Source organism: Thalassospira sp. (genome assembly GCF_040218635.1).
Taxonomy (GTDB): Bacteria; Pseudomonadota; Alphaproteobacteria; order Rhodospirillales; family Thalassospiraceae; genus Thalassospira.
The window spans coordinates 189,676-205,912 of sequence record NZ_JAVJRB010000007.1; the positions used below are offsets into that span (position 1 = coordinate 189,676).

General features: G+C 54.6%; 21 protein-coding genes. 14 read left to right on the top strand and 7 right to left on the bottom strand.

Features of this window, described 5'->3' with window-relative positions:
• The first annotated feature begins 96 nt into the window (after nt 1–96).
• The 7 genes from RIC05_RS07315 to RIC05_RS07345 all read left to right on the top strand — a co-directional run bounded on the left by RIC05_RS07315 (nt 97) and on the right by RIC05_RS07345 (nt 3,872).
• Nucleotides 97–402: a hypothetical protein gene (locus tag RIC05_RS07315; RefSeq protein ID WP_350043233.1), complete on the top strand. Its 306-nt coding sequence runs from the start codon at nt 97–99 to the stop codon at nt 400–402.
• Between the two features lie 309 nt (nt 403–711).
• A complete protein-coding gene (locus tag RIC05_RS07320; protein ID WP_350046540.1) occupies nt 712–1,137 on the top strand; it encodes a DoxX family protein in 426 nt (141 codons plus the stop codon).
• 113 nt (nt 1,138–1,250) lie between these two features.
• Nucleotides 1,251–1,559 carry a hypothetical protein gene (locus tag RIC05_RS07325; RefSeq protein WP_350046541.1) on the top strand — a complete coding sequence of 103 codons (309 nt, stop codon included), beginning with the start codon at nt 1,251–1,253 and terminating at the stop codon, nt 1,557–1,559.
• Complete coding sequence (locus RIC05_RS07330) at nt 1,549–2,013, top strand: cell wall hydrolase (RefSeq protein WP_350046542.1); 465 nt, start codon at nt 1,549–1,551, stop codon at nt 2,011–2,013. The genes RIC05_RS07325 and RIC05_RS07330 overlap by 11 nt, the downstream gene beginning before the upstream one ends.
• 175 nt (nt 2,014–2,188) lie before the next feature.
• On the top strand, nt 2,189–2,677 hold the full coding sequence (locus tag RIC05_RS07335; RefSeq protein ID WP_350046543.1) for a 3TM-type holin: 489 nt from the start codon (nt 2,189–2,191) through the stop codon (nt 2,675–2,677).
• A 142-nt stretch (nt 2,678–2,819) separates the two neighbouring features.
• Nucleotides 2,820–3,290 carry a helix-turn-helix domain-containing protein gene (locus RIC05_RS07340; protein WP_350046544.1) on the top strand — a complete coding sequence of 157 codons (471 nt, stop codon included), beginning with the start codon at nt 2,820–2,822 and terminating at the stop codon, nt 3,288–3,290.
• 6 nt (nt 3,291–3,296) lie between these two features.
• The gene (locus tag RIC05_RS07345) at nt 3,297–3,872 is read left to right on the top strand and encodes a PIN domain-containing protein (RefSeq protein ID WP_350046545.1); all 576 of its coding nucleotides are present in this window, start codon (nt 3,297–3,299) and stop codon (nt 3,870–3,872) included.
• A 44-nt stretch (nt 3,873–3,916) separates the two neighbouring features.
• Here the strand turns inward: RIC05_RS07345 and RIC05_RS07350 are convergent, their stop codons facing one another.
• A complete protein-coding gene (locus tag RIC05_RS07350; RefSeq protein ID WP_350046546.1) occupies nt 3,917–4,489 on the bottom strand; it encodes a hypothetical protein in 573 nt (190 codons plus the stop codon).
• A complete protein-coding gene (locus tag RIC05_RS07355; RefSeq protein WP_350046547.1) occupies nt 4,486–4,890 on the bottom strand; it encodes a hypothetical protein in 405 nt (134 codons plus the stop codon). The genes RIC05_RS07350 and RIC05_RS07355 overlap by 4 nt, the downstream gene beginning before the upstream one ends.
• Nucleotides 4,891–5,169: 279 nt before the next feature.
• On the opposite strand from RIC05_RS07355, the gene RIC05_RS07360 reads away from it, so the two are divergent.
• The gene (locus RIC05_RS07360; protein ID WP_350046548.1) at nt 5,170–5,529 is read left to right on the top strand and encodes a DUF952 domain-containing protein; all 360 of its coding nucleotides are present in this window, start codon (nt 5,170–5,172) and stop codon (nt 5,527–5,529) included.
• Between the two features lie 165 nt (nt 5,530–5,694).
• On the opposite strand, the gene RIC05_RS07365 is transcribed toward RIC05_RS07360, so the two are convergent.
• On the bottom strand, nt 5,695–6,807 hold the full coding sequence (locus tag RIC05_RS07365; RefSeq protein ID WP_350046549.1) for an NADH:flavin oxidoreductase: 1,113 nt from the start codon (nt 6,805–6,807) through the stop codon (nt 5,695–5,697).
• Nucleotides 6,808–7,050: 243 nt separating this feature from the next.
• On the bottom strand, nt 7,051–8,166 hold the full coding sequence (locus RIC05_RS07370) for an NADH:flavin oxidoreductase (RefSeq protein WP_350046550.1): 1,116 nt from the start codon (nt 8,164–8,166) through the stop codon (nt 7,051–7,053).
• A 139-nt stretch (nt 8,167–8,305) separates the two neighbouring features.
• On the opposite strand from RIC05_RS07370, the gene RIC05_RS07375 reads away from it, so the two are divergent.
• From RIC05_RS07375 to RIC05_RS07395, 5 genes are all read left to right on the top strand, one after another.
• Complete coding sequence (locus RIC05_RS07375; RefSeq protein WP_350059751.1) at nt 8,306–8,683, top strand: winged helix-turn-helix transcriptional regulator; 378 nt, start codon at nt 8,306–8,308, stop codon at nt 8,681–8,683.
• Between the two features lie 90 nt (nt 8,684–8,773).
• Nucleotides 8,774–9,907 carry a quinone-dependent dihydroorotate dehydrogenase gene (locus RIC05_RS07380; protein WP_350046552.1) on the top strand — a complete coding sequence of 378 codons (1,134 nt, stop codon included), beginning with the start codon at nt 8,774–8,776 and terminating at the stop codon, nt 9,905–9,907.
• 138 nt (nt 9,908–10,045) lie between these two features.
• The gene (locus RIC05_RS07385; RefSeq protein WP_350046553.1) at nt 10,046–10,927 is read left to right on the top strand and encodes a TIGR01459 family HAD-type hydrolase; all 882 of its coding nucleotides are present in this window, start codon (nt 10,046–10,048) and stop codon (nt 10,925–10,927) included.
• Between the two features lie 49 nt (nt 10,928–10,976).
• Nucleotides 10,977–11,171, top strand: coding sequence for a hypothetical protein (locus RIC05_RS07390; protein ID WP_350043218.1), 195 nt, complete (start codon nt 10,977–10,979; stop codon nt 11,169–11,171).
• 261 nt (nt 11,172–11,432) lie between these two features.
• On the top strand, nt 11,433–11,891 hold the full coding sequence (locus RIC05_RS07395) for a pyridoxamine 5'-phosphate oxidase family protein (RefSeq protein ID WP_350046554.1): 459 nt from the start codon (nt 11,433–11,435) through the stop codon (nt 11,889–11,891).
• A gap of 44 nt (nt 11,892–11,935) precedes the next feature.
• Here RIC05_RS07395 and RIC05_RS07400 read toward each other — a convergent pair whose 3' ends face one another.
• Entirely contained in the window at nt 11,936–12,811 is an 876-nt protein-coding gene (locus RIC05_RS07400; protein WP_350046625.1) for a DMT family transporter, read from the bottom strand.
• A 205-nt stretch (nt 12,812–13,016) separates the two neighbouring features.
• Nucleotides 13,017–13,871: a D-amino-acid transaminase gene (locus tag RIC05_RS07405; protein ID WP_350046555.1), complete on the bottom strand. Its 855-nt coding sequence runs from the start codon at nt 13,869–13,871 to the stop codon at nt 13,017–13,019.
• Between the two features lie 369 nt (nt 13,872–14,240).
• Between RIC05_RS07405 and RIC05_RS07410 the strand changes: the two genes are divergently transcribed.
• Complete coding sequence (locus RIC05_RS07410; RefSeq protein WP_350046556.1) at nt 14,241–15,158, top strand: arylamine N-acetyltransferase family protein; 918 nt, start codon at nt 14,241–14,243, stop codon at nt 15,156–15,158.
• A gap of 131 nt (nt 15,159–15,289) precedes the next feature.
• On the opposite strand, the gene RIC05_RS07415 is transcribed toward RIC05_RS07410, so the two are convergent.
• A complete protein-coding gene (locus RIC05_RS07415) occupies nt 15,290–16,084 on the bottom strand; it encodes an alpha/beta fold hydrolase (protein WP_350046557.1) in 795 nt (264 codons plus the stop codon).
• Nucleotides 16,085–16,237 lie beyond the last annotated feature (153 nt).

The window sequence follows — 16,237 nt, forward strand, 5'->3', positions numbered from 1 at the left end:
TGCAGGAAACGGCCAAGGTCAATTTTTTGATCAATTTAGCAGTACAGGACACCAAGACGCCCCTTTGGGCGCACCTGACTGTCAGGAGGCCTGACCATGTGGAAAACACTGAGCTTGATTGCTGTAATGGCAGGTGCCGTTACAGTTGCGATCCCGGAAGCCTCGGCATCCCCGGTGTGCGGTGACCGCAGTAAAGTCATCGACAGCCTGAGTGCCAAATATTCCGAAGAACCGGTTGCTGTTGGCGTGACCTCGAACGGTGGCGTGATCGAGGTCCTTAAGGGACCCGACGGGCAAACCTGGACCATCCTGTTTACATATCCATCCGGGCCAAGTTGCCTTGTCGCTTCTGGCGAGGCCTGGCAGGATCTTGAAGAAAAACTTAAAGGACCAGCGGCTTAGAGCAGGCATCTTATGGATGCCTCCTGACGACGCTGCCTGCAACGGGTGCTCCGCCAGTATCAAATGTGGCGTGATGCGCCGGTGACCAAGGTTTTGTACCGCTCATCGAATTCGGGGTGTGCCCGATGCAGATGACCTCCCTTGACTGACCCGCAATCCGATTGGTTTGCGGGTCTTTTTTTGACGGAATAATTTTTTCAACTATCTGAAAATAAATGAAAAATTCCTGTTGACCTCACCCTTGGTTCAGGTTTTAGGTTGTGCCGGTTTGAGTGCCGCATATCGGCGGCATGGATCAAGGAAAGGCATATGATGCAGGAAATGATTGAGAAGGTTCTGGAGAGCCGGTGGCTTTGGCTTGTCGCGCGGCTTTGTCTGGTGGGGGTGTTTCTGGCATCCGGTTTGGCAAAGTTGATTGATTTTGACGGCGGCATGGCCGAAATGACGGCAGCAGGGCTTTCGCCAGCAGGGCTTTTCAACGGTCTGGTGGTGGTCACACTTCTGAGCGGGGCGGTATTGATCCTGCTGGATCGGGTGGTGTGGCTGGCGGCCGGGATGCTGGGCGGGTTTTTGCTGTTAACGATTTTGATTGTGCATCATTTCTGGAGCAAAACCGGGGCTGATGCCCAGATTTCGATGTTCTTTGCGATGGAGCATATTGCGGTGATCGGCGGGCTGATGATTGCTGCCATTGCCAGCCATCTTCGGCGCTTGGTCGCTAACGTGTCTGACTGATCTCTACCGGTTACATGCAACCGGATTTTCGCGGCCCGCAGGCATTTTGTCTGCGGGCTTTTTTTACAGGTGTCTTTGCCGTTTTTTCAGTCCCTTTAACATCAGGAAGACCCATGACCCAACCTGTCGATGTGATCTGGTGGATTACGGCGGTGGAAATCCCCGCTGTTGCCAGCCTGTTCTGGCTTCATTGGCGGATGCGATCCGAACTTCTGACCCGGCTTGAAGATCAACGCACCCGCCATGACCGGGATGTTGGCGATCTGCGCGACGGTTTGGCGGAATTCAAGCTTGATGTCGCGCGCAATTACGTCTCGATCCCGTATCTCAAAGACATTGAAAAACGCCTGACCGGCCATTTGCTCCGGATCGAGGCAAAGCTTGATGCACCGCTTAAAAAGGACCCCGCCCATGAGCATTGATCTTAAATCCCGACCAAGCCAAACCGCCGTTGACCCCGAAAGCCTGAGCGAAACAGAAATCCTTGCCCGCACCCTTTATGGCGAGGCACGCGGGGAAGAGCTTGCCGGGATCGAGGCGGTGGCATCGGTCATCCTCAACCGGGTGGCATTTGCGCAAAAACGCGGGCGCTATTGGTGGGGGAGTGATGTGAAGGGTGTGTGCCTTAAACCGGCACAGTTTTCGTGCTGGAACGCGGGGGATCCCAACCGCAAAAAGCTTCTGGCCCTCAGTTCACGTGATCCGGCGTACCGGTTGTGCAAACGCATTGCCCATCGGGCGGTGGCCGGGGATCTTTGCGATCAGACCGACGGGGCGACGCATTATCACACGGTGGCAGTTGATCCTTATTGGGCGCGCGGCCATGTGCCGGTTGCCGAGATTGGCAATCATCTGTTCTATCGCGACATTGGCTAATCCGATGGCCGCTATTGCCGCCAAGACGGACTGCAAAGAACCATTGGCTGTGCTTCCGGTGCTCACGTCCTAAAACGTACGCTGCGCGCCGGTTCTCGCCAATGCTCCTTTTCGCCACGCCTTAACGACAATCCCGACCATCGGTGGGATGCCCCGAATTTGATGGAGGTATAAAATGATCCCAGCATTGCTTGCCCAGATTGGCCTGCCGCTTTTGATCAAGGCGGTCGGGGCGGGGCTTGACCATATCGACAACCCGATTGCCAAAACCGCCGCCGAGGGCCTTAAGCAGGTTGAACTTGCGGTGACCAAGGGCGATGTCACGCCTGAGCAAATCAACCAAGCCAACCGTCACACTGAGCGCATGGCCGAACTTGAGCTCGCGCGCGATACCGAGACGCTTAAATCGGTCAACCGCACCATTCGGGCCGAGGTTGCCAGCGAAGATGCGTATGTGCGCCGCTGGCGGCCAAGCTTTGGCTATGCGGTCGCGCTCACATGGATCATGACCATGGGGGCAATTGCCTATGCCATTATCTTAACCCCACTTCAGGCCCCGGCGATCATCGCCGCACTGGTCAATACCAGCCCGATCTGGGGGATTGCGCTTGGTGTGCTTGGCGTGAGTGTGGTTAAGCGGAGTGCGGATAAGAAGATCATGTGATTTTGACTGTTTCGTTTGTTTCGTTTGTTTCGTTTGTTTCGAATATTGCGAATACCCGGGCGGGTGTGTATAAGTAACAAGCTACAAGAAAAATTGTAGAAATTTGTAGCCGTGCGCCGGAAAGTGAAATGGAGATTGCAATATGTCCGCAATTCGCAAAGACGATTTTGGCGGTAGATTGCCCACGCAAATCGAAAGCGCGACAGCAGATCAGCTTCGCCAGATTATTGCTTCGCAGACCAAGGAAGGTGAGGATACCAAGCTGACCGTCATGCCCGGTAACGGGAAGCCGGAAACAATTACATTGAGTCCGGCATTAACGGAAAGCCTGATGGCTTTGTTGCGGCTGGTGTCCAGCCGTCAGGGATTTCAGATGATCCCGCTTTCGGCAGATTTGACGACGCAACAGGCGGCAGATCTGTTGAATGTCTCACGGCCTTATTTGATCAAGCTGCTTGAGGCAGGCGACATCAATTATGCCACCGTCGGGCGGCACCGCCGGATCAGGGCGGAGGATTTGTTTGCCTATAAGGCAGCCCGGGATGCAGAGCGCCGAGAAGCTTTGTCCGAACTGGCAAAAATGGACGCAGAGCTTCTTTTGGAAGGGTACTAAGCGCAGATGACATATCGGGTAGACCATTTTACAGCACTTCTTGATGCCTGTGTTCTGGCCGATGTGTTCAAACGTAACCTTTTGCTTCACCTTGCCGAGGCGGAACTTTTCCGCCCGCGCTGGAGCCCGCAAATCCTTGATGAAACAGAGCGGGCGATTGCCAAAATTACCAAAGGTAAGGCAGATGGCGTAAAACAACGCGCCGCGATGGAGAGGGCGTTCAGGGATGCTTGCGTGACCGGACATGAAGCCCTTATCCCGGCAGTTAACCTGCCGGATGCGAATGATTGCCACGTCTTGGCTGCTGCAGTTCATACCAACGCACAAGTTCTGGTGACGGATAACCTGAAAGATTTTCCCTCAGGAGAACTGGCAAGATTCGAGATTGAACTCAAATCGCCTGATGAATTTATCGCAGATACCATAACGCTGCACGAGCAAACGGCCTTTGGCGCTTTGAAGACGATGAGAACGGGCTACCAAAACCCGGCTCTTTCGACAGGCAAGATCATTCAATTTGCCGAAAGTCGCGGTTTAATGACGACGGCGCTTCTGCTTAAGGAATATGAGCAATATTGGTGATGCGCGAAAAAGGCGACGATGCGGAAAAAGGGGACTGTCCCCTTTTATGGTCCCAGTCCAGCATTGTTACGATAAGTATCCAGTTTTTTGCCTTTTGTATTGATCGCTGCTTGAATTAGTTCAATTGGATCTTGGCTTACCCATCCGACTCTATCGTTTAAAATGTACCAGCGAGAATGGAATTCTTTGGTGACCCAAACCTTGGTGCCGCAACGGAGCAAAAACTGAGTTTGGTAGCCAGTTTCTCTGCGTTCCAGGTTTTCTGCCGTTAAGGCCTCGTGCAGTTCTTTCAACTCGCATTCAGAAACATTTCCAGCACCTGACTTCCTAAGGAGTCTGACATGCAATGCCAAATCAGATTTTTTCTCAAAGCTACGAGCAAATCTTTCTAGCTGTTTGCTTCGGTGGTTTTCAGTCTGTTTTATGGATGAGCCCCCTTTGTCCTGATTTTCATTGAGAAAAATTTCCCTTACCTCCAGCCCAAAAGTGCGTGCATCCTCTCTAATTATAAAATCTGGTTTCTCGCGCTGTTCTAAAATTTTCCACTGGGTATTTAGTAGCTGAGATGCTTTGAGTACAAAGTTATGTTCATCACGTTTTTGATGTTCTGAGGTCATTCTTGGTTGCCGCCTCTTTTGAGGTGTTCAAGAAACGCCTTGATGTCGTTTGCCGAATACCCCAACAACTCACCCATCCGAGCAGAATCCGCATCATGATCTTTGACCGTTCTGGCCCATAGATTGCGTGACATCGTAAGGGCTTCTTCGATCCGCCATTCCTCGCCGGGTAGGGCGAAGAACAGGTAGCGCATGGCGTAGGGTTCATCAGGAATGATTTCTTCGACCCGGATGATCTTACCGGTTTCGACATACGGGGCAAAATCGGCATCGGGGAAATAATCGCTGACATGGACGGCGTCTGAGAACAGTGCCATCGGTTTGGTGCCAGCCAGCATCAGTTCAAGTTCGCGGTCATTATGCGGGCCGATGCCCGGCGGAAGGTCGAATTCATCATCCATTGGTTTTCTTCTCATCCTTCGGGCAACGGGATCAACCAGACTATTTGTTGATCAAAGCCGTGAAAGCCGCAGGTCGCATCGTTTGGAAACATCTTCGACGATCAGGTCAAGCCGGGGACTATCGCCGCCGATGGATTGGGCTAAATCAATGAAAGTTTACCTATGGGTAAATCTATACGGATATCCGAGGTGTCGGGTAATGATTTTACCTATGGGTAAAATTGAGGCTTCTGCAATTTGGGCCTTGTTGTTGGTGGTCTGTGGACCTAAATTCCCCTCATGACAAACACATTAGACACCACGATTTTCCGTGTGCTGGGTTCGGATGAATGGGCGACTGCCCTTGCGACCGGCAAGTATGACGGTGCTGCGCATGACAAAGCCGATGGCTTTATCCATTTTTCGACCCGTGACACGCTGGCCGCGACATTGGCGCTGCATTATGGCAAGCGGACCGGGTTGCGGTTGCTGCATGTGACGGTGGCATCGGTCAGGGACAAGCTGAAATGGGAACCGGCGCGCGGCGGAAACTTGTTCCCGCATCTATATGATGTGCTATCGGTCGAGCATGTTACGCGGGTCGATGAATTGCCGCTTGATGATAACGGCGTTCACATTTTGCCGGAAGATTTGCGCTAGGCGCGCTTTCATGGCCTTTATTGGGCAAGATGAAACTAAAACCGGGCAGCACCGATATGGGTGCTGCCCGGTTCTTTTTTGCGTTTGGGGGAAACGCAAAAGCGATCAGGGATGACCGCGCGGGTGGGGTTGGGGGTTCGAGTTGGTGCTTGGCGGTTTGAGGGGTTAAACCAGTTCGGCCAAAGCAGCGGCGTTGAAATCTTCAAGCTGATCAAATGCACCCTTGGCGACCTTGTTGGTCCACTGGGCATCGGAAATCAGCGCCCGGCCAACCGCGATCAGATCAAATTCGTTGCGTTCCATGCGCTCGACCAAGCCATCAAGGTTGGATTTTTCCGATGCTTCGCCGGAAAATGCGCCGATGAAATCAGATGACAGGCCGACAGAACCAACAGAAATCGTCGCAGCCCCGGTCAGCTTTTTCGCCCAACCGGCAAAGTTCAGACCCTTTTCACCGTCAAGTTCCGGGAATTCCGGTTCCCAGAAACGGCGTTGGGATGCGTGGATGATATCCACCCCGGCATCGACCAACGGGGCAAGCCAATCGGTCATTTCATCGGGGGTGGTGGCAAGGCGGGCGGTGAAGTCCTGCTGTTTCCATTGGCTGACACGCAAGATGATCGGGAAATCTTCACCAACGGCGGCACGCATGGCCGCAACCACTTCGCGGGCAAAGGTGGATCGTTCCTTGATCGTTTTGCCGCCAAAGCGATCGGTGCGCAGGTTCGTGCCCGACCAGAAGAACTGATCGATCAGATAGCCGTGCGCGCCATGGATTTCAAAGGTATCAAATCCTGCATTTTTGGCATCAAGCGCGGCCTTGGCAAAGGCGGCAATGGTATCAGCAATGTCGGCATCCGTCATGGTGTTGCCGCGTGGCTCGTTCGGGCCAAGAAGGCCGGAGGGGCTTTCGACCGGGGCATCGGGTTGCCATTCAGTAAAGGCGCGGGTTGAGCCGGTGTGCCAGATTTGCGGGCCCATTTTGCCACCGGCCCCATGCACGGCCTTGGCAACATTGGCCCAGCCAGCGATGGCATCATCGCCATGGAAGAACGGAATGCCCGGATCATTGCGCGATGCCGGACGGTTGACCACGGTGCCTTCCGACAGGATCAGGCCAACGCCGCCTTCGGCACGCTTGCGGTAATACTCGGCGTTGGTGGCACCCGGAATGCCGTTTTCGGCCTTGGTCCGGGTCATCGGCGCCATGACGATACGGTTAGGGAGTTCAAGGGATTTCAGCTTGAACGGTTTAAACAGAATATCTGTGTTCGACATCGGGGAAACTCCGAATCTGATGAAGGTCTATGATGGACACTAGATATCCATTATATACCTGGCGTCAATAAGGCACCTGAAGGAAACCTGGTATACTCAAGGAAACTGCACATCGCCGGTTGTGTGTGTCAAAGGCGTAAAAGGGTGCATTAGAGCAACTTCACTTTAAATGGAAGTTGCTCTAAACAAACAGCCCGCCGGGAAAACCGGCGGGCTGGATGATATCGATCTGGTCAGTGCAACTTAGACAAGTTCGCCCAGCGTTGCAGGATCAAAGCCGAGCAGGGCGTCGGTTTGATTGTCGCGCACTTTGGCCGCCCATTGGGCATCGGTGATCAGCGCACGGCCAACCGCGATCAGATCGAATTCGTTGCGTTCCATGCGGGTTACCAGTTCGTCAAGTCCGGTGGTCCGGGAGCCTTCGCCTGCGAACGCGGTCAAAATGTCACCTGAAAGTCCGACGGAGCCGACGCTGATGGTGGCTGCCCCGGTCAGTTTTTTGGCCCATCCGGCACAGTTCAGGCCCTTTTGCCCGTCAAGTTCGGGGAATTCCGGTTCCCAGAAACGGCGCTGGGATGCGTGAATGATATCGACCCCGGCATCGACCAGCGGACCGAGCCATGCGGTCATTTCATCGGGTGTGTTGGCAAGACGGACGGTTAAGTCCTGCTGTTTAAATTGGCTAATGCGCATGATAATCGGGAAATCCGGCCCGACGGCCGCACGTATGGCCCGCACGACTTCAACCGCGAAGGTTGATCTTTCGCCAATGGTTTTACCGCCAAAACGGTCGGTGCGCAGATTGGTGCCCGACCAGAAGAACTGATCAATCAGATAGCCGTGCGCGCCGTGAATTTCAAAGGTATCAAACCCGGCATTTTTGGCATCAAGGGCGGCCTGGGCAAAGGCTGAGATGGTATCGGCGATATCGGCATCAGACATGGTGTTACCGCGCGGATCATTCGGGGCGACAAGCCCGGACGGGCTTTCGACCGGGGCATCGGGCACCCATTCGGTCTGAGAGCTTTTGACCGATCCGGTATGCCAAAGCTGCGGACCCATTTTGCCCCCGGCACCATGAACGGCATCAATCACGCCCTTCCAGCCAGCAAGGGCGTCAGCCCCGTAGAAAAGGGGAATGTCCGGTTCGTTGCGCGATGCCGGGCGGTTGATGACCGTGCCCTCGGACAGGATCAGGCCAACGCCGCCTTGCGCACGTTTGCGGTAATATTCCGCATTTGCCGCACCTGGAATGCCATTCGGGGCACTGGAACGCGTCATCGGGGCCATGACGATACGGTTGGAAAGTTCAAGCGATTTCAGCTTGAAGGGTTGAAAAAGAATGTCGGTATTTGACATCGGGTATCCTCCGTTTGGAAATGGGTGTATAGTGACTACTAGATATACGACGTATACCTACTGTCAATTAGGCACCTTGAGGTGACCAGGTATATCTGAGGAAACCTGAGTGACTTGAACCGGAGGAAATGACATGGAAATGAAGGAATGTTCAGTCGAGGTGTTCCGGTCGAACTGCCCGAGCCGGGAGCTGCTTGACCAGATCGCCGATAAATGGTCGATGATGATCCTGGCCGTCCTTGCCGACGGGCCGCTTCGGTTTAACGCGATCAAACGCGGGTTGGAGGGCATCACGCAAAAGGCCCTGACCCAGACTTTGCGCAAACTAGAACGCAACGGGATTGTCAGCCGCAATGTCATTGCGACATCGCCGGTGGCGGTTGAATATGAAATCACCGATCTGGGCCGCAGCCTGATCGGGCCGTTCAAGGCGCTTTATTACTGGACGCGCGACAACATAGAGGCGGTGGATGCCGCACGGGCAGCGTTTGATGCGCGGTTGGAAGAGGTGGGTTAAGACCCGTCCTTTACGCTATTGATCCTTGCCCATCGGCGCTCAGCCGCGTAAGAAAAGGACAGGTTTTAAACGCTTGAGGGAGCCTGTCGCGTGGGGTGGTATAAGTCACTGGTATTGCCGATTGTCCGTTGGATGGATGCAGAGAGTGCGCATGGTCTTGCCATCTGGGCGCTGAAAAACAATCTGGTGCCACGCGAAGATGGCGCGACAGATGCCACGCCAAGTCTTGAAACCGAAGTGTTTGGCCGCAAATTTGCCAATCCGGTCGGGCTTGCTGCCGGGTTTGATAAAAACGGCGAAGTTCCCAATGCTGCCCTTTCTCACGGGTTCGGTTTTGTTGAAATCGGATCGGTCACCCCGCTGCCCCAACCGGGCAATCCCAAACCGCGTCTTTTCCGTCTTTATTCCGACCGTGCGGTGATCAACCGCATGGGGTTCAATAATGACGGGGTTGAGGTGGTGGCTTCGCGCCTGCGCAAACGTGCGCGCCGGGGTGTTTTGGGGGCCAATCTTGGCAAAAACAAATATTCCGAAGATGCGGCCGATGATTACGCCAAAGGGGTCGAAGCACTTGGTCCCTATGCCGATTATCTGGTGGTCAATGTGTCTTCGCCCAATACGCCGGGGCTGCGTGCCTTGCAGGGGCGTGCGCCGCTTGAAAAGCTTTTGAAGGCGGTGCTTAAAGCGCGCAATACATATGCCAAAGGCGTTCCGGTGTTGCTTAAGGTCGCACCGGATTTGACCGATGAAGATAAATCCGACATTGCGGCGGTGGTGATGAAGGTCAAGCTTGAGGGCATGATTGTATCGAACACCACGATTGATCGCCCGGTTGGATTGAATAGCTATGATCAGGATGAAAAGGGCGGTCTTTCCGGCCCGCCTTTGATGGCACCATCGACCAAGGTTCTGGCCGATTTTTACCGCCTGACCGAGGGCAAAATCCCCTTGATCGGGGTGGGCGGGATTGCATCAGGCAAGGATGCCTATGAGAAGATCCTTAATGGTGCGTCGCTTGTGCAGCTTTATTCGTCACTGGTTTATCACGGGATGGAACTTGTCAGTGACATCAAGGAAGACCTTGAACGGCGCCTGCGCAAGGATGGCTTTGCCAATGTGTCTGACGCGGTCGGGGCGGCCTTCCCGGAAATTTCGGGCAAGGGCATTCCGGTTGACGAAGCCCGTGCGGCCAAGGAAGCACAAGCTGCGAAGTCTAAGGGGTGAGCTTGCCTTCCTGATGGATGCCCGCCGAAGCGGGCATGACGGGTAAACGGCACGATGTATGGTTGGGCACTCTTATCCCCGCGCAGGCGGGGACCTCGACCCGCAAGTATAACTGTTAAGCAGAAACGGAAAACGCACATGCCGACCACGCCCTATAAAATGATCAATGGCCTTTCGGAAGTGATCGGCACATATGATGCCGTGATCCTTGATCTTTGGGGGGTGGTGCATGACGGGGTTGATCCGTATCCAAGCTCGATCCCGGCGATGACCGCCTTGAAAAATGCCGGAATCCCGGTGGCCTTGCTTTCGAACGCGCCGCGCCGGTCTTCGGTTGTGACCGCACGGATGGAAGATATGGGCATTGCGCGCGATTTATATGGTCCGGCGGTGGCATCGGGCGAAATCGCCTATGCCCAGCTTGTGAAACGTTCTGACCCTTGGTACGCCAAATTGGGACGCAAGGTCCTGATGGTCGGGCCGGTGCGCGATATGTCGATGTTTGAAGGACAGGATGTCGAAATTGTCAAAACGATTGATGATGCCGACTGGGTTCTGATCACCGGGCCGAACGAAGACCATGATCCGGTGTCAAAATATGAAGACCTTTTGCATGCGCTGAAAGCCCGTGACTTGCCGGTCCTGTGCCCGAACCCGGACCGCGAAGTGATTCGGGGCGGGGAACGCATCATTTGTGCCGGTGCGATTGCCGGACGGTACGAGGAACTCGGCGGCAATGTCCGCTGGGAAGGCAAGCCGTTGGCCAGTGCCTATGATTTTTGCCTGCAGATGTTTGACAAAGGCCCGGATGCCAAATTGCTGGTGGTCGGCGACAGCATTTCGACCGACATTGCCGGATCAAACAATGCCGGACTGGATGTTGCCCTTGTCACCGGGGGTATTCACGCCGCCGAGCTGGATGCCCCGCGTGGGACGCTGCCCGACAAGGGGAAGCTTGATGCGCTTCTGGAGGCGACGGGTCGTCACATTACCTATGCGATGGGGGATTTCTGCTGGTAGGTTATGGCTTATGGTGATTTCAGACGGGCATTTCTGGAAAAGTATAACGATGCGCAGAACAACGCTTAAAGAGCTTGAACAATCCATTGACCGGAAAAAGGCCGAGCTTGGCTATTCCGGGCAGGATTATGTTGTGCGCAATTCCGGAAAATATCGCACCGAAAGCAAGCGTGCTCTTTTGCGCAATATTGCTGCTGCGGCGGCCGAACGTGGAGAAGAACCGCCGTTCAAGGCGAATTACTGAGGCTGATTTTCACGCGATGTCTTGATATCTGATGTGCCCGCTTTCTGATGGAAGGCGGGTTTTTTGTTGTGCGGGTGGTGCTTGTGGGGCGAGATCCCCGCCGTCGCGGGGATGACGGGTGTTTTCCGGCAAAAGGGCTAACCGTCATGCCCGCATAGGCGGGCATCTTGAGGTTGGGGCATGTGCGGTGCATGTTTCCATACTGGCCTACATGGTGGCGGGATGCCAGAATGAGGCGGCGCCACAGGAAGGAAATCCCCCATGCTTAACGATGATATCCGCGATTATGCCAACCGCTCAGTTCTGTGCTGGTTGGCGACCACATCCGGGGACGGGCCGTCGGTCAGCCCCAAGGAAATCTTTGCCTGCTTTGGTGAAGATCGCATCATTATTGCCAATATTGCCTCGCCAAACTCGGTTAAGAATATCCGTGACGAGCCGCGTGTTTGTGTCAGCTTTGTCGATGTGTTTTCGCAGAAAGGCTGGCAGCTTTATGGGGATGCGGTTTTGCTGCGGGCAGGTGATGACGGGTTTGAGGATCGCAAGGCGATCTTGCAAAAGATGGCAGGGGATGCGTTTCGGGTCGCGACCCTTTGGGATGTGACAGTAACCAAGGCCAAGGAAATCATCGCACCGAGTTATCGGTTTAACCCGGATGTGAAAGAGGCCGATATGCGCGAATCTGCCATGCGGACCTATGGTGTGAAACCGGTCGATTAAGTCTTTCGGGTATGCTGGCTGCGGGTCCGGTCTTTGGGGAAGCTTCAAGCTTCCGCCTCGACCTTTTTTTCACGGAAGATGATAAACAGCCCGCTGAGCGTGATGATGGCCGCGCCAACAAACGTCAGGGCATCGGGTGTTTCGCCCCAGAAGATCCAGCCAAGTCCGGTGGCCCAGATCAGTGCTGTGTAATCAAATGGGGCGACTGTCGGGGCCTCGGCAACCCGGAAGGCCTGGGTGATCATGGTCATGCCGGCCGTTCCGAACATGGCAATGGCGATAAACAGCCAGATGTCCTCAGCCCGGATCGGGGTCCAGAAAAAGGTCACGATGGAACCGGTCAGAATGGCGCTGGTGGCGCTGAGATAGAGCAAAAGCGTCCACATGCTGTCGCGGCCATCAACAAAGCGCGCGCTTAACATCAAAAGCGCATAGGTAAAGGCTGTTGCGACCGGCAGGAGCGAGACGAGCTCGAAACTTGCCGCACCGGGGCGGACAATCACCAGCACGCCGACAAACCCGATGCTGACCGCCGCCCAACGCCGCCAGCCGACCTTGGCGATGAAAAGGGCTGAAATTGCGGTGATGAAAAGCGGGGCGACAAAGGCAATGGCGGTGGCTTCGGCCAGTCCCATCAGATGGATGCTGGTAAAGAACAGAACCGTTGCCGTAATCCAGATCAATCCGCGCAGGAAATGCACCCCGACACGATGGGATCGAAGCGCCCGCCGCCCGCCCATTTTAAGGGCCAGCATCACCGCAAAGGGAAGGGCAATCACATTGCGCATGAAAATGATCTGGATCGGCGAATAGTGATCCATCAGGGATTTGGCCAAGCCGTCATTGATGCACAGGAATGCGACCCCGGCACACATCAGAAGAATGCCGGTCAGGTTATGTTGGCGCTGCTGAGGCTTCATATTCACGGACGGCTTTCCCCTGAGATGGCTTATTGCCAATTTTTCTATTCCACGGCGCATGTGTTTGACGTTGAATGCATTCTTTGCATTCTCAGCTTAAATGCAACATGCTTTAAGACAATCGCGGTGTCGAGAGCAGCAAAGAAAAACGCCACCCGGATGAACGGGCAGCGTTTTGCAAACGGATCGAAGATGCGCGGGGCGATCAGATCGCGGTGGCGCGGTTGGCTTCGATGTAAATCTCGCGCAGGCGTTTGGCGATCGGACCGGGGACGCCATCGCCGATTTTCTTGCCATCAATTTCTGCAACCGGGCAGACGAATGCCGATGCCGAGGTCGAAAAGGCCTCTTTCGCGTTCTGGGCTTCTTCAAGGGTGAAGTGGCGTTCTTCGACTTTGAGCTGCAATTCTTCGGCGCATTTCAGAACCGATGCCCGGGTGATGCCGTGCAGGATGTCGGTCGAGAGTTCGCGGGTGACGATGGTGTTATCCTGCGTCACGATATAGGCGTTGTTTGACGATCCTTCGGTGATGAAACCATCGAGCAACATCCATGCATCATCCGCGCCCTTGGTTGCGGCTTCGGTTTTGAGAAGCGACGCATAGAGAAGCTGGGTCGTTTTGATGTCAGACCGGCGCCAGCGGATATCGGGGAAGGTGACAATCTTCTGACCGCGTTCGGCCAGGGCCGATTTGATCAGGGATTTGGACTGGGTGAACATCACGATGGTCGGGGTGGTTTTCGGATCAATCGCGAAATCACGATCACCAGCCGAGCCGCGCGAGACCTGCAGGTAAATCAGGCCTTCGGTGATGTTGTTGAGTTTGACCAGTTCGCGGTGGGCTTCAAGAAGCTGATCGATATCAGGCTTGAATGCGAATTTCAGTTCCGACAGCGAGCGTTCAAGGCGCTTCATATGGCCCATGAAATCAATCAGCTTGCCATCCAGAACCGAGGTCACTTCATACACGCCATCGGCGAACAGGAAGGATCGGTCAAAAATCGAAATCCTGGCTTCGGTTTCCGGCAAAAACTCGCCGTTTACATAAACAGTACGCATGGCAACTTTCCTGAATGGCAAACGGACCTTTTGTGATCCGTAATTGATCTGTATCGCGACGGTTCCTTGGTCTTGCCAGCTTCGTATTCCAAGCGGCGACCTTGTTCCTATTTAGCTACTGCAATATCACAGTGCGAGGCCGGCTGTCGCGGGAAAGCTCTATATCCTGCGTATAAAAGGTGAATTGTTGCTTTGATGGGGTGTTCATATGCGGGGATGTAAGCGTTATACGTGGTTCAGGGAGTGAAAAGTCGCAGATTCTTCGATTTATGAATTGTCGGAAAATTTCCTTTTGACCCTAACATAAGTTGAGGTTCTATCGTCCTGTTCCATGAGATGAAAAACATCATCAGATAATGGAGCCTTGTGATGAACAGCCCCCTGCAAACGATCCCCAATCTTGACGATGGTAACAATCTGTCCGGCCTGCAAAATGTGATTGATGCCAGTTGGGCAAAGCCGGTGCCGATCCCGGTACAGGAAGTTGATCTGGATGCCTATTTCGCGCGGATCGGCTATGACGGCCCGCGTGAAGCAACATTGGAGGTCTTGCAGAATCTGCATGCCCTGCATCCGGCGACCATTCCGTTCGAGGCGATTGATGTGTTTAACGACAAACCGATCAGCATCGCGCCGGAGACTATCGACCAGAAACTGATCCATAACGGGCGGGGTGGATATTGTTTTGAACATAATTCGCTGTTTGGCCGGGTGCTGCGCAGTTTGGGGTTTGACGTCGAAGGATTGGCGGGGCGGGTTTTGTGGGGATACGGCCCGGATGACATGCCGCGTCCGCGCTGCCACATGGCCAACCGGGTGATGATTGACGGCGAAGCCTGGCTTGCCGATGTTGGCCTGGGCGGATGTGTGCCGACCGCCCCCTTGATGCTGGATGTTGCGAGCCCGCAAGTCACACCGCATGATACCTATCGCGTGAGTAAAGGTCCGCACAGCTATCTGATCGAGCTTGAACGCGACGGGGTGTGGAAAGCGGTGCATGAGATCGATTTCGCACCCGTGGCCGATGTCGATTACGAGGTCATGAACTGGTATGCATCCGATCATCCCGAAAGCGGTTTTTGCAAAACCCTGATGGTCGCACGGTCGGCCCCGTTTGCGCGGTTTACCCTGCTTAATAATCGTCTGACCATCCGGTTGGTCACGGGGGAGGAAGAGCAACATACCCTGTCGGTTGGCGATATTTCCCAGACATTAAAAGACATCTTCGGGATTGAGCCGGACCCGGCATGGAAGCGGGCCTTTGCAAGATTGGTCAATCGCAGCTAGGCATGAACCGATGTGCGGTGTTTATCCCGAATGTGATGGATCAAGGGCGGGGAGCTTATGGCTCCCCGCCCCATGATTTTCGGGTCTTGTCTTTGTGGCGTGATCAGGAAGCCTGATCTAGATGCCCCGGATCATTTCGCGCTGGCGGCGATGTCAATCAGATCGGCAACAGCGTCGGGGCGGGAAACCATGACGATGTGGGATGCGCCGTCAATCACAACTGTCTTTTTCGAATGGGCGCGTTCGGCCATGAAGGCCATGGCGGCAGGCGGGATGTTTTTATCTGCCGTGCCGTAGATGTGGAAGGACGGGACGTCTTTCCATGCGGCGTCACCGGATGGCTCGTTCAAGGCAAAGTCGGTAACCGGGCGCTGGGCTGTTGCCATCAGACGGGCTTTGTCGGCGGGCACGTCGGCGGCAAATTGCGCATGGAATTTCGTCGGGTCGATGTAAAGGTCGTGGATTTCATTGCCAAGCGGTACGGGGGCCGCCAATGCTTCGCCCAGTGTGCCGCCGGGGTATTTTGCGGCCAGTTCGGCAATCGTTTCTCCCTTTTCCGGGGCGAAAGAGGCAACATAGACCAGCGATTTGACGTTTGCGGCACCCTTTGCGGCATTGGTGATGACCGGCCCGCCATAGGAATGACCAACCAGAACAACGTCGCCATCGATATTGTCGACAAGTGCGCGGGTATAGGCGGCATCACCGGAAACACTGCGCAGCGGGTTTGCGATGCTGATGACGGGATAGCCTTTGTCCTGGAGGATCGGGGCAACACCATCCCAGCTATCGGAGGCCGCAAACGCGCCATGCACCAGAATAATGGTCGGTTTGGGTGCGGTGTCTGCGGCAAAGACCGGCGATGCGGCAGTTGTCATGCCAAGAACAAAAGCGGCAGTTTTGATCAGGTTTTTCAGGTTAAACATCTCATCTTCCCTTGAATTGTGGGCGCTGGACCGGCCAGCCGTTGTTGCGATGAAATGGTTCTAGTGCCAAATTTTAAATCGCACAATAATAAATCGCTCGCGATTTAATGACGTGCGATCACTTGGGTGTGAGGAATTCGTGACCGACTTGGA

Excerpts from the sequence above, each read along its gene's own strand:
- RIC05_RS07315 (WP_350043233.1), top strand. The coding sequence starts at position 97 with ATGTGGAAAACACTGAGCTTGATTGCTGTAATGGCAGGTGCCGTTACA.
- RIC05_RS07320 (WP_350046540.1), top strand. The coding sequence starts at position 712 with ATGATGCAGGAAATGATTGAGAAGGTTCTGGAGAGCCGGTGGCTTTGG.
- RIC05_RS07325 (WP_350046541.1), top strand. The coding sequence starts at position 1,251 with ATGACCCAACCTGTCGATGTGATCTGGTGGATTACGGCGGTGGAAATC.
- RIC05_RS07330 (WP_350046542.1), top strand. The coding sequence starts at position 1,549 with ATGAGCATTGATCTTAAATCCCGACCAAGCCAAACCGCCGTTGACCCC.
- RIC05_RS07335 (WP_350046543.1), top strand. The coding sequence starts at position 2,189 with ATGATCCCAGCATTGCTTGCCCAGATTGGCCTGCCGCTTTTGATCAAG.
- RIC05_RS07340 (WP_350046544.1), top strand. The coding sequence starts at position 2,820 with ATGTCCGCAATTCGCAAAGACGATTTTGGCGGTAGATTGCCCACGCAA.
- RIC05_RS07345 (WP_350046545.1), top strand. The coding sequence starts at position 3,297 with ATGACATATCGGGTAGACCATTTTACAGCACTTCTTGATGCCTGTGTT.
- RIC05_RS07350 (WP_350046546.1), bottom strand. The coding sequence starts at position 4,489 with ATGACCTCAGAACATCAAAAACGTGATGAACATAACTTTGTACTCAAA.
- RIC05_RS07355 (WP_350046547.1), bottom strand. The coding sequence starts at position 4,890 with ATGGATGATGAATTCGACCTTCCGCCGGGCATCGGCCCGCATAATGAC.
- RIC05_RS07360 (WP_350046548.1), top strand. The coding sequence starts at position 5,170 with ATGACAAACACATTAGACACCACGATTTTCCGTGTGCTGGGTTCGGAT.
- RIC05_RS07365 (WP_350046549.1), bottom strand. The coding sequence starts at position 6,807 with ATGTCGAACACAGATATTCTGTTTAAACCGTTCAAGCTGAAATCCCTT.
- RIC05_RS07370 (WP_350046550.1), bottom strand. The coding sequence starts at position 8,166 with ATGTCAAATACCGACATTCTTTTTCAACCCTTCAAGCTGAAATCGCTT.
- RIC05_RS07375 (WP_350059751.1), top strand. The coding sequence starts at position 8,306 with ATGAAGGAATGTTCAGTCGAGGTGTTCCGGTCGAACTGCCCGAGCCGG.
- RIC05_RS07385 (WP_350046553.1), top strand. The coding sequence starts at position 10,046 with ATGCCGACCACGCCCTATAAAATGATCAATGGCCTTTCGGAAGTGATC.
- RIC05_RS07390 (WP_350043218.1), top strand. The coding sequence starts at position 10,977 with ATGCGCAGAACAACGCTTAAAGAGCTTGAACAATCCATTGACCGGAAA.
- RIC05_RS07395 (WP_350046554.1), top strand. The coding sequence starts at position 11,433 with ATGCTTAACGATGATATCCGCGATTATGCCAACCGCTCAGTTCTGTGC.
- RIC05_RS07400 (WP_350046625.1), bottom strand. The coding sequence starts at position 12,811 with ATGAAGCCTCAGCAGCGCCAACATAACCTGACCGGCATTCTTCTGATG.
- RIC05_RS07405 (WP_350046555.1), bottom strand. The coding sequence starts at position 13,871 with ATGCGTACTGTTTATGTAAACGGCGAGTTTTTGCCGGAAACCGAAGCC.
- RIC05_RS07410 (WP_350046556.1), top strand. The coding sequence starts at position 14,241 with ATGAACAGCCCCCTGCAAACGATCCCCAATCTTGACGATGGTAACAAT.
- RIC05_RS07415 (WP_350046557.1), bottom strand. The coding sequence starts at position 16,084 with ATGTTTAACCTGAAAAACCTGATCAAAACTGCCGCTTTTGTTCTTGGC.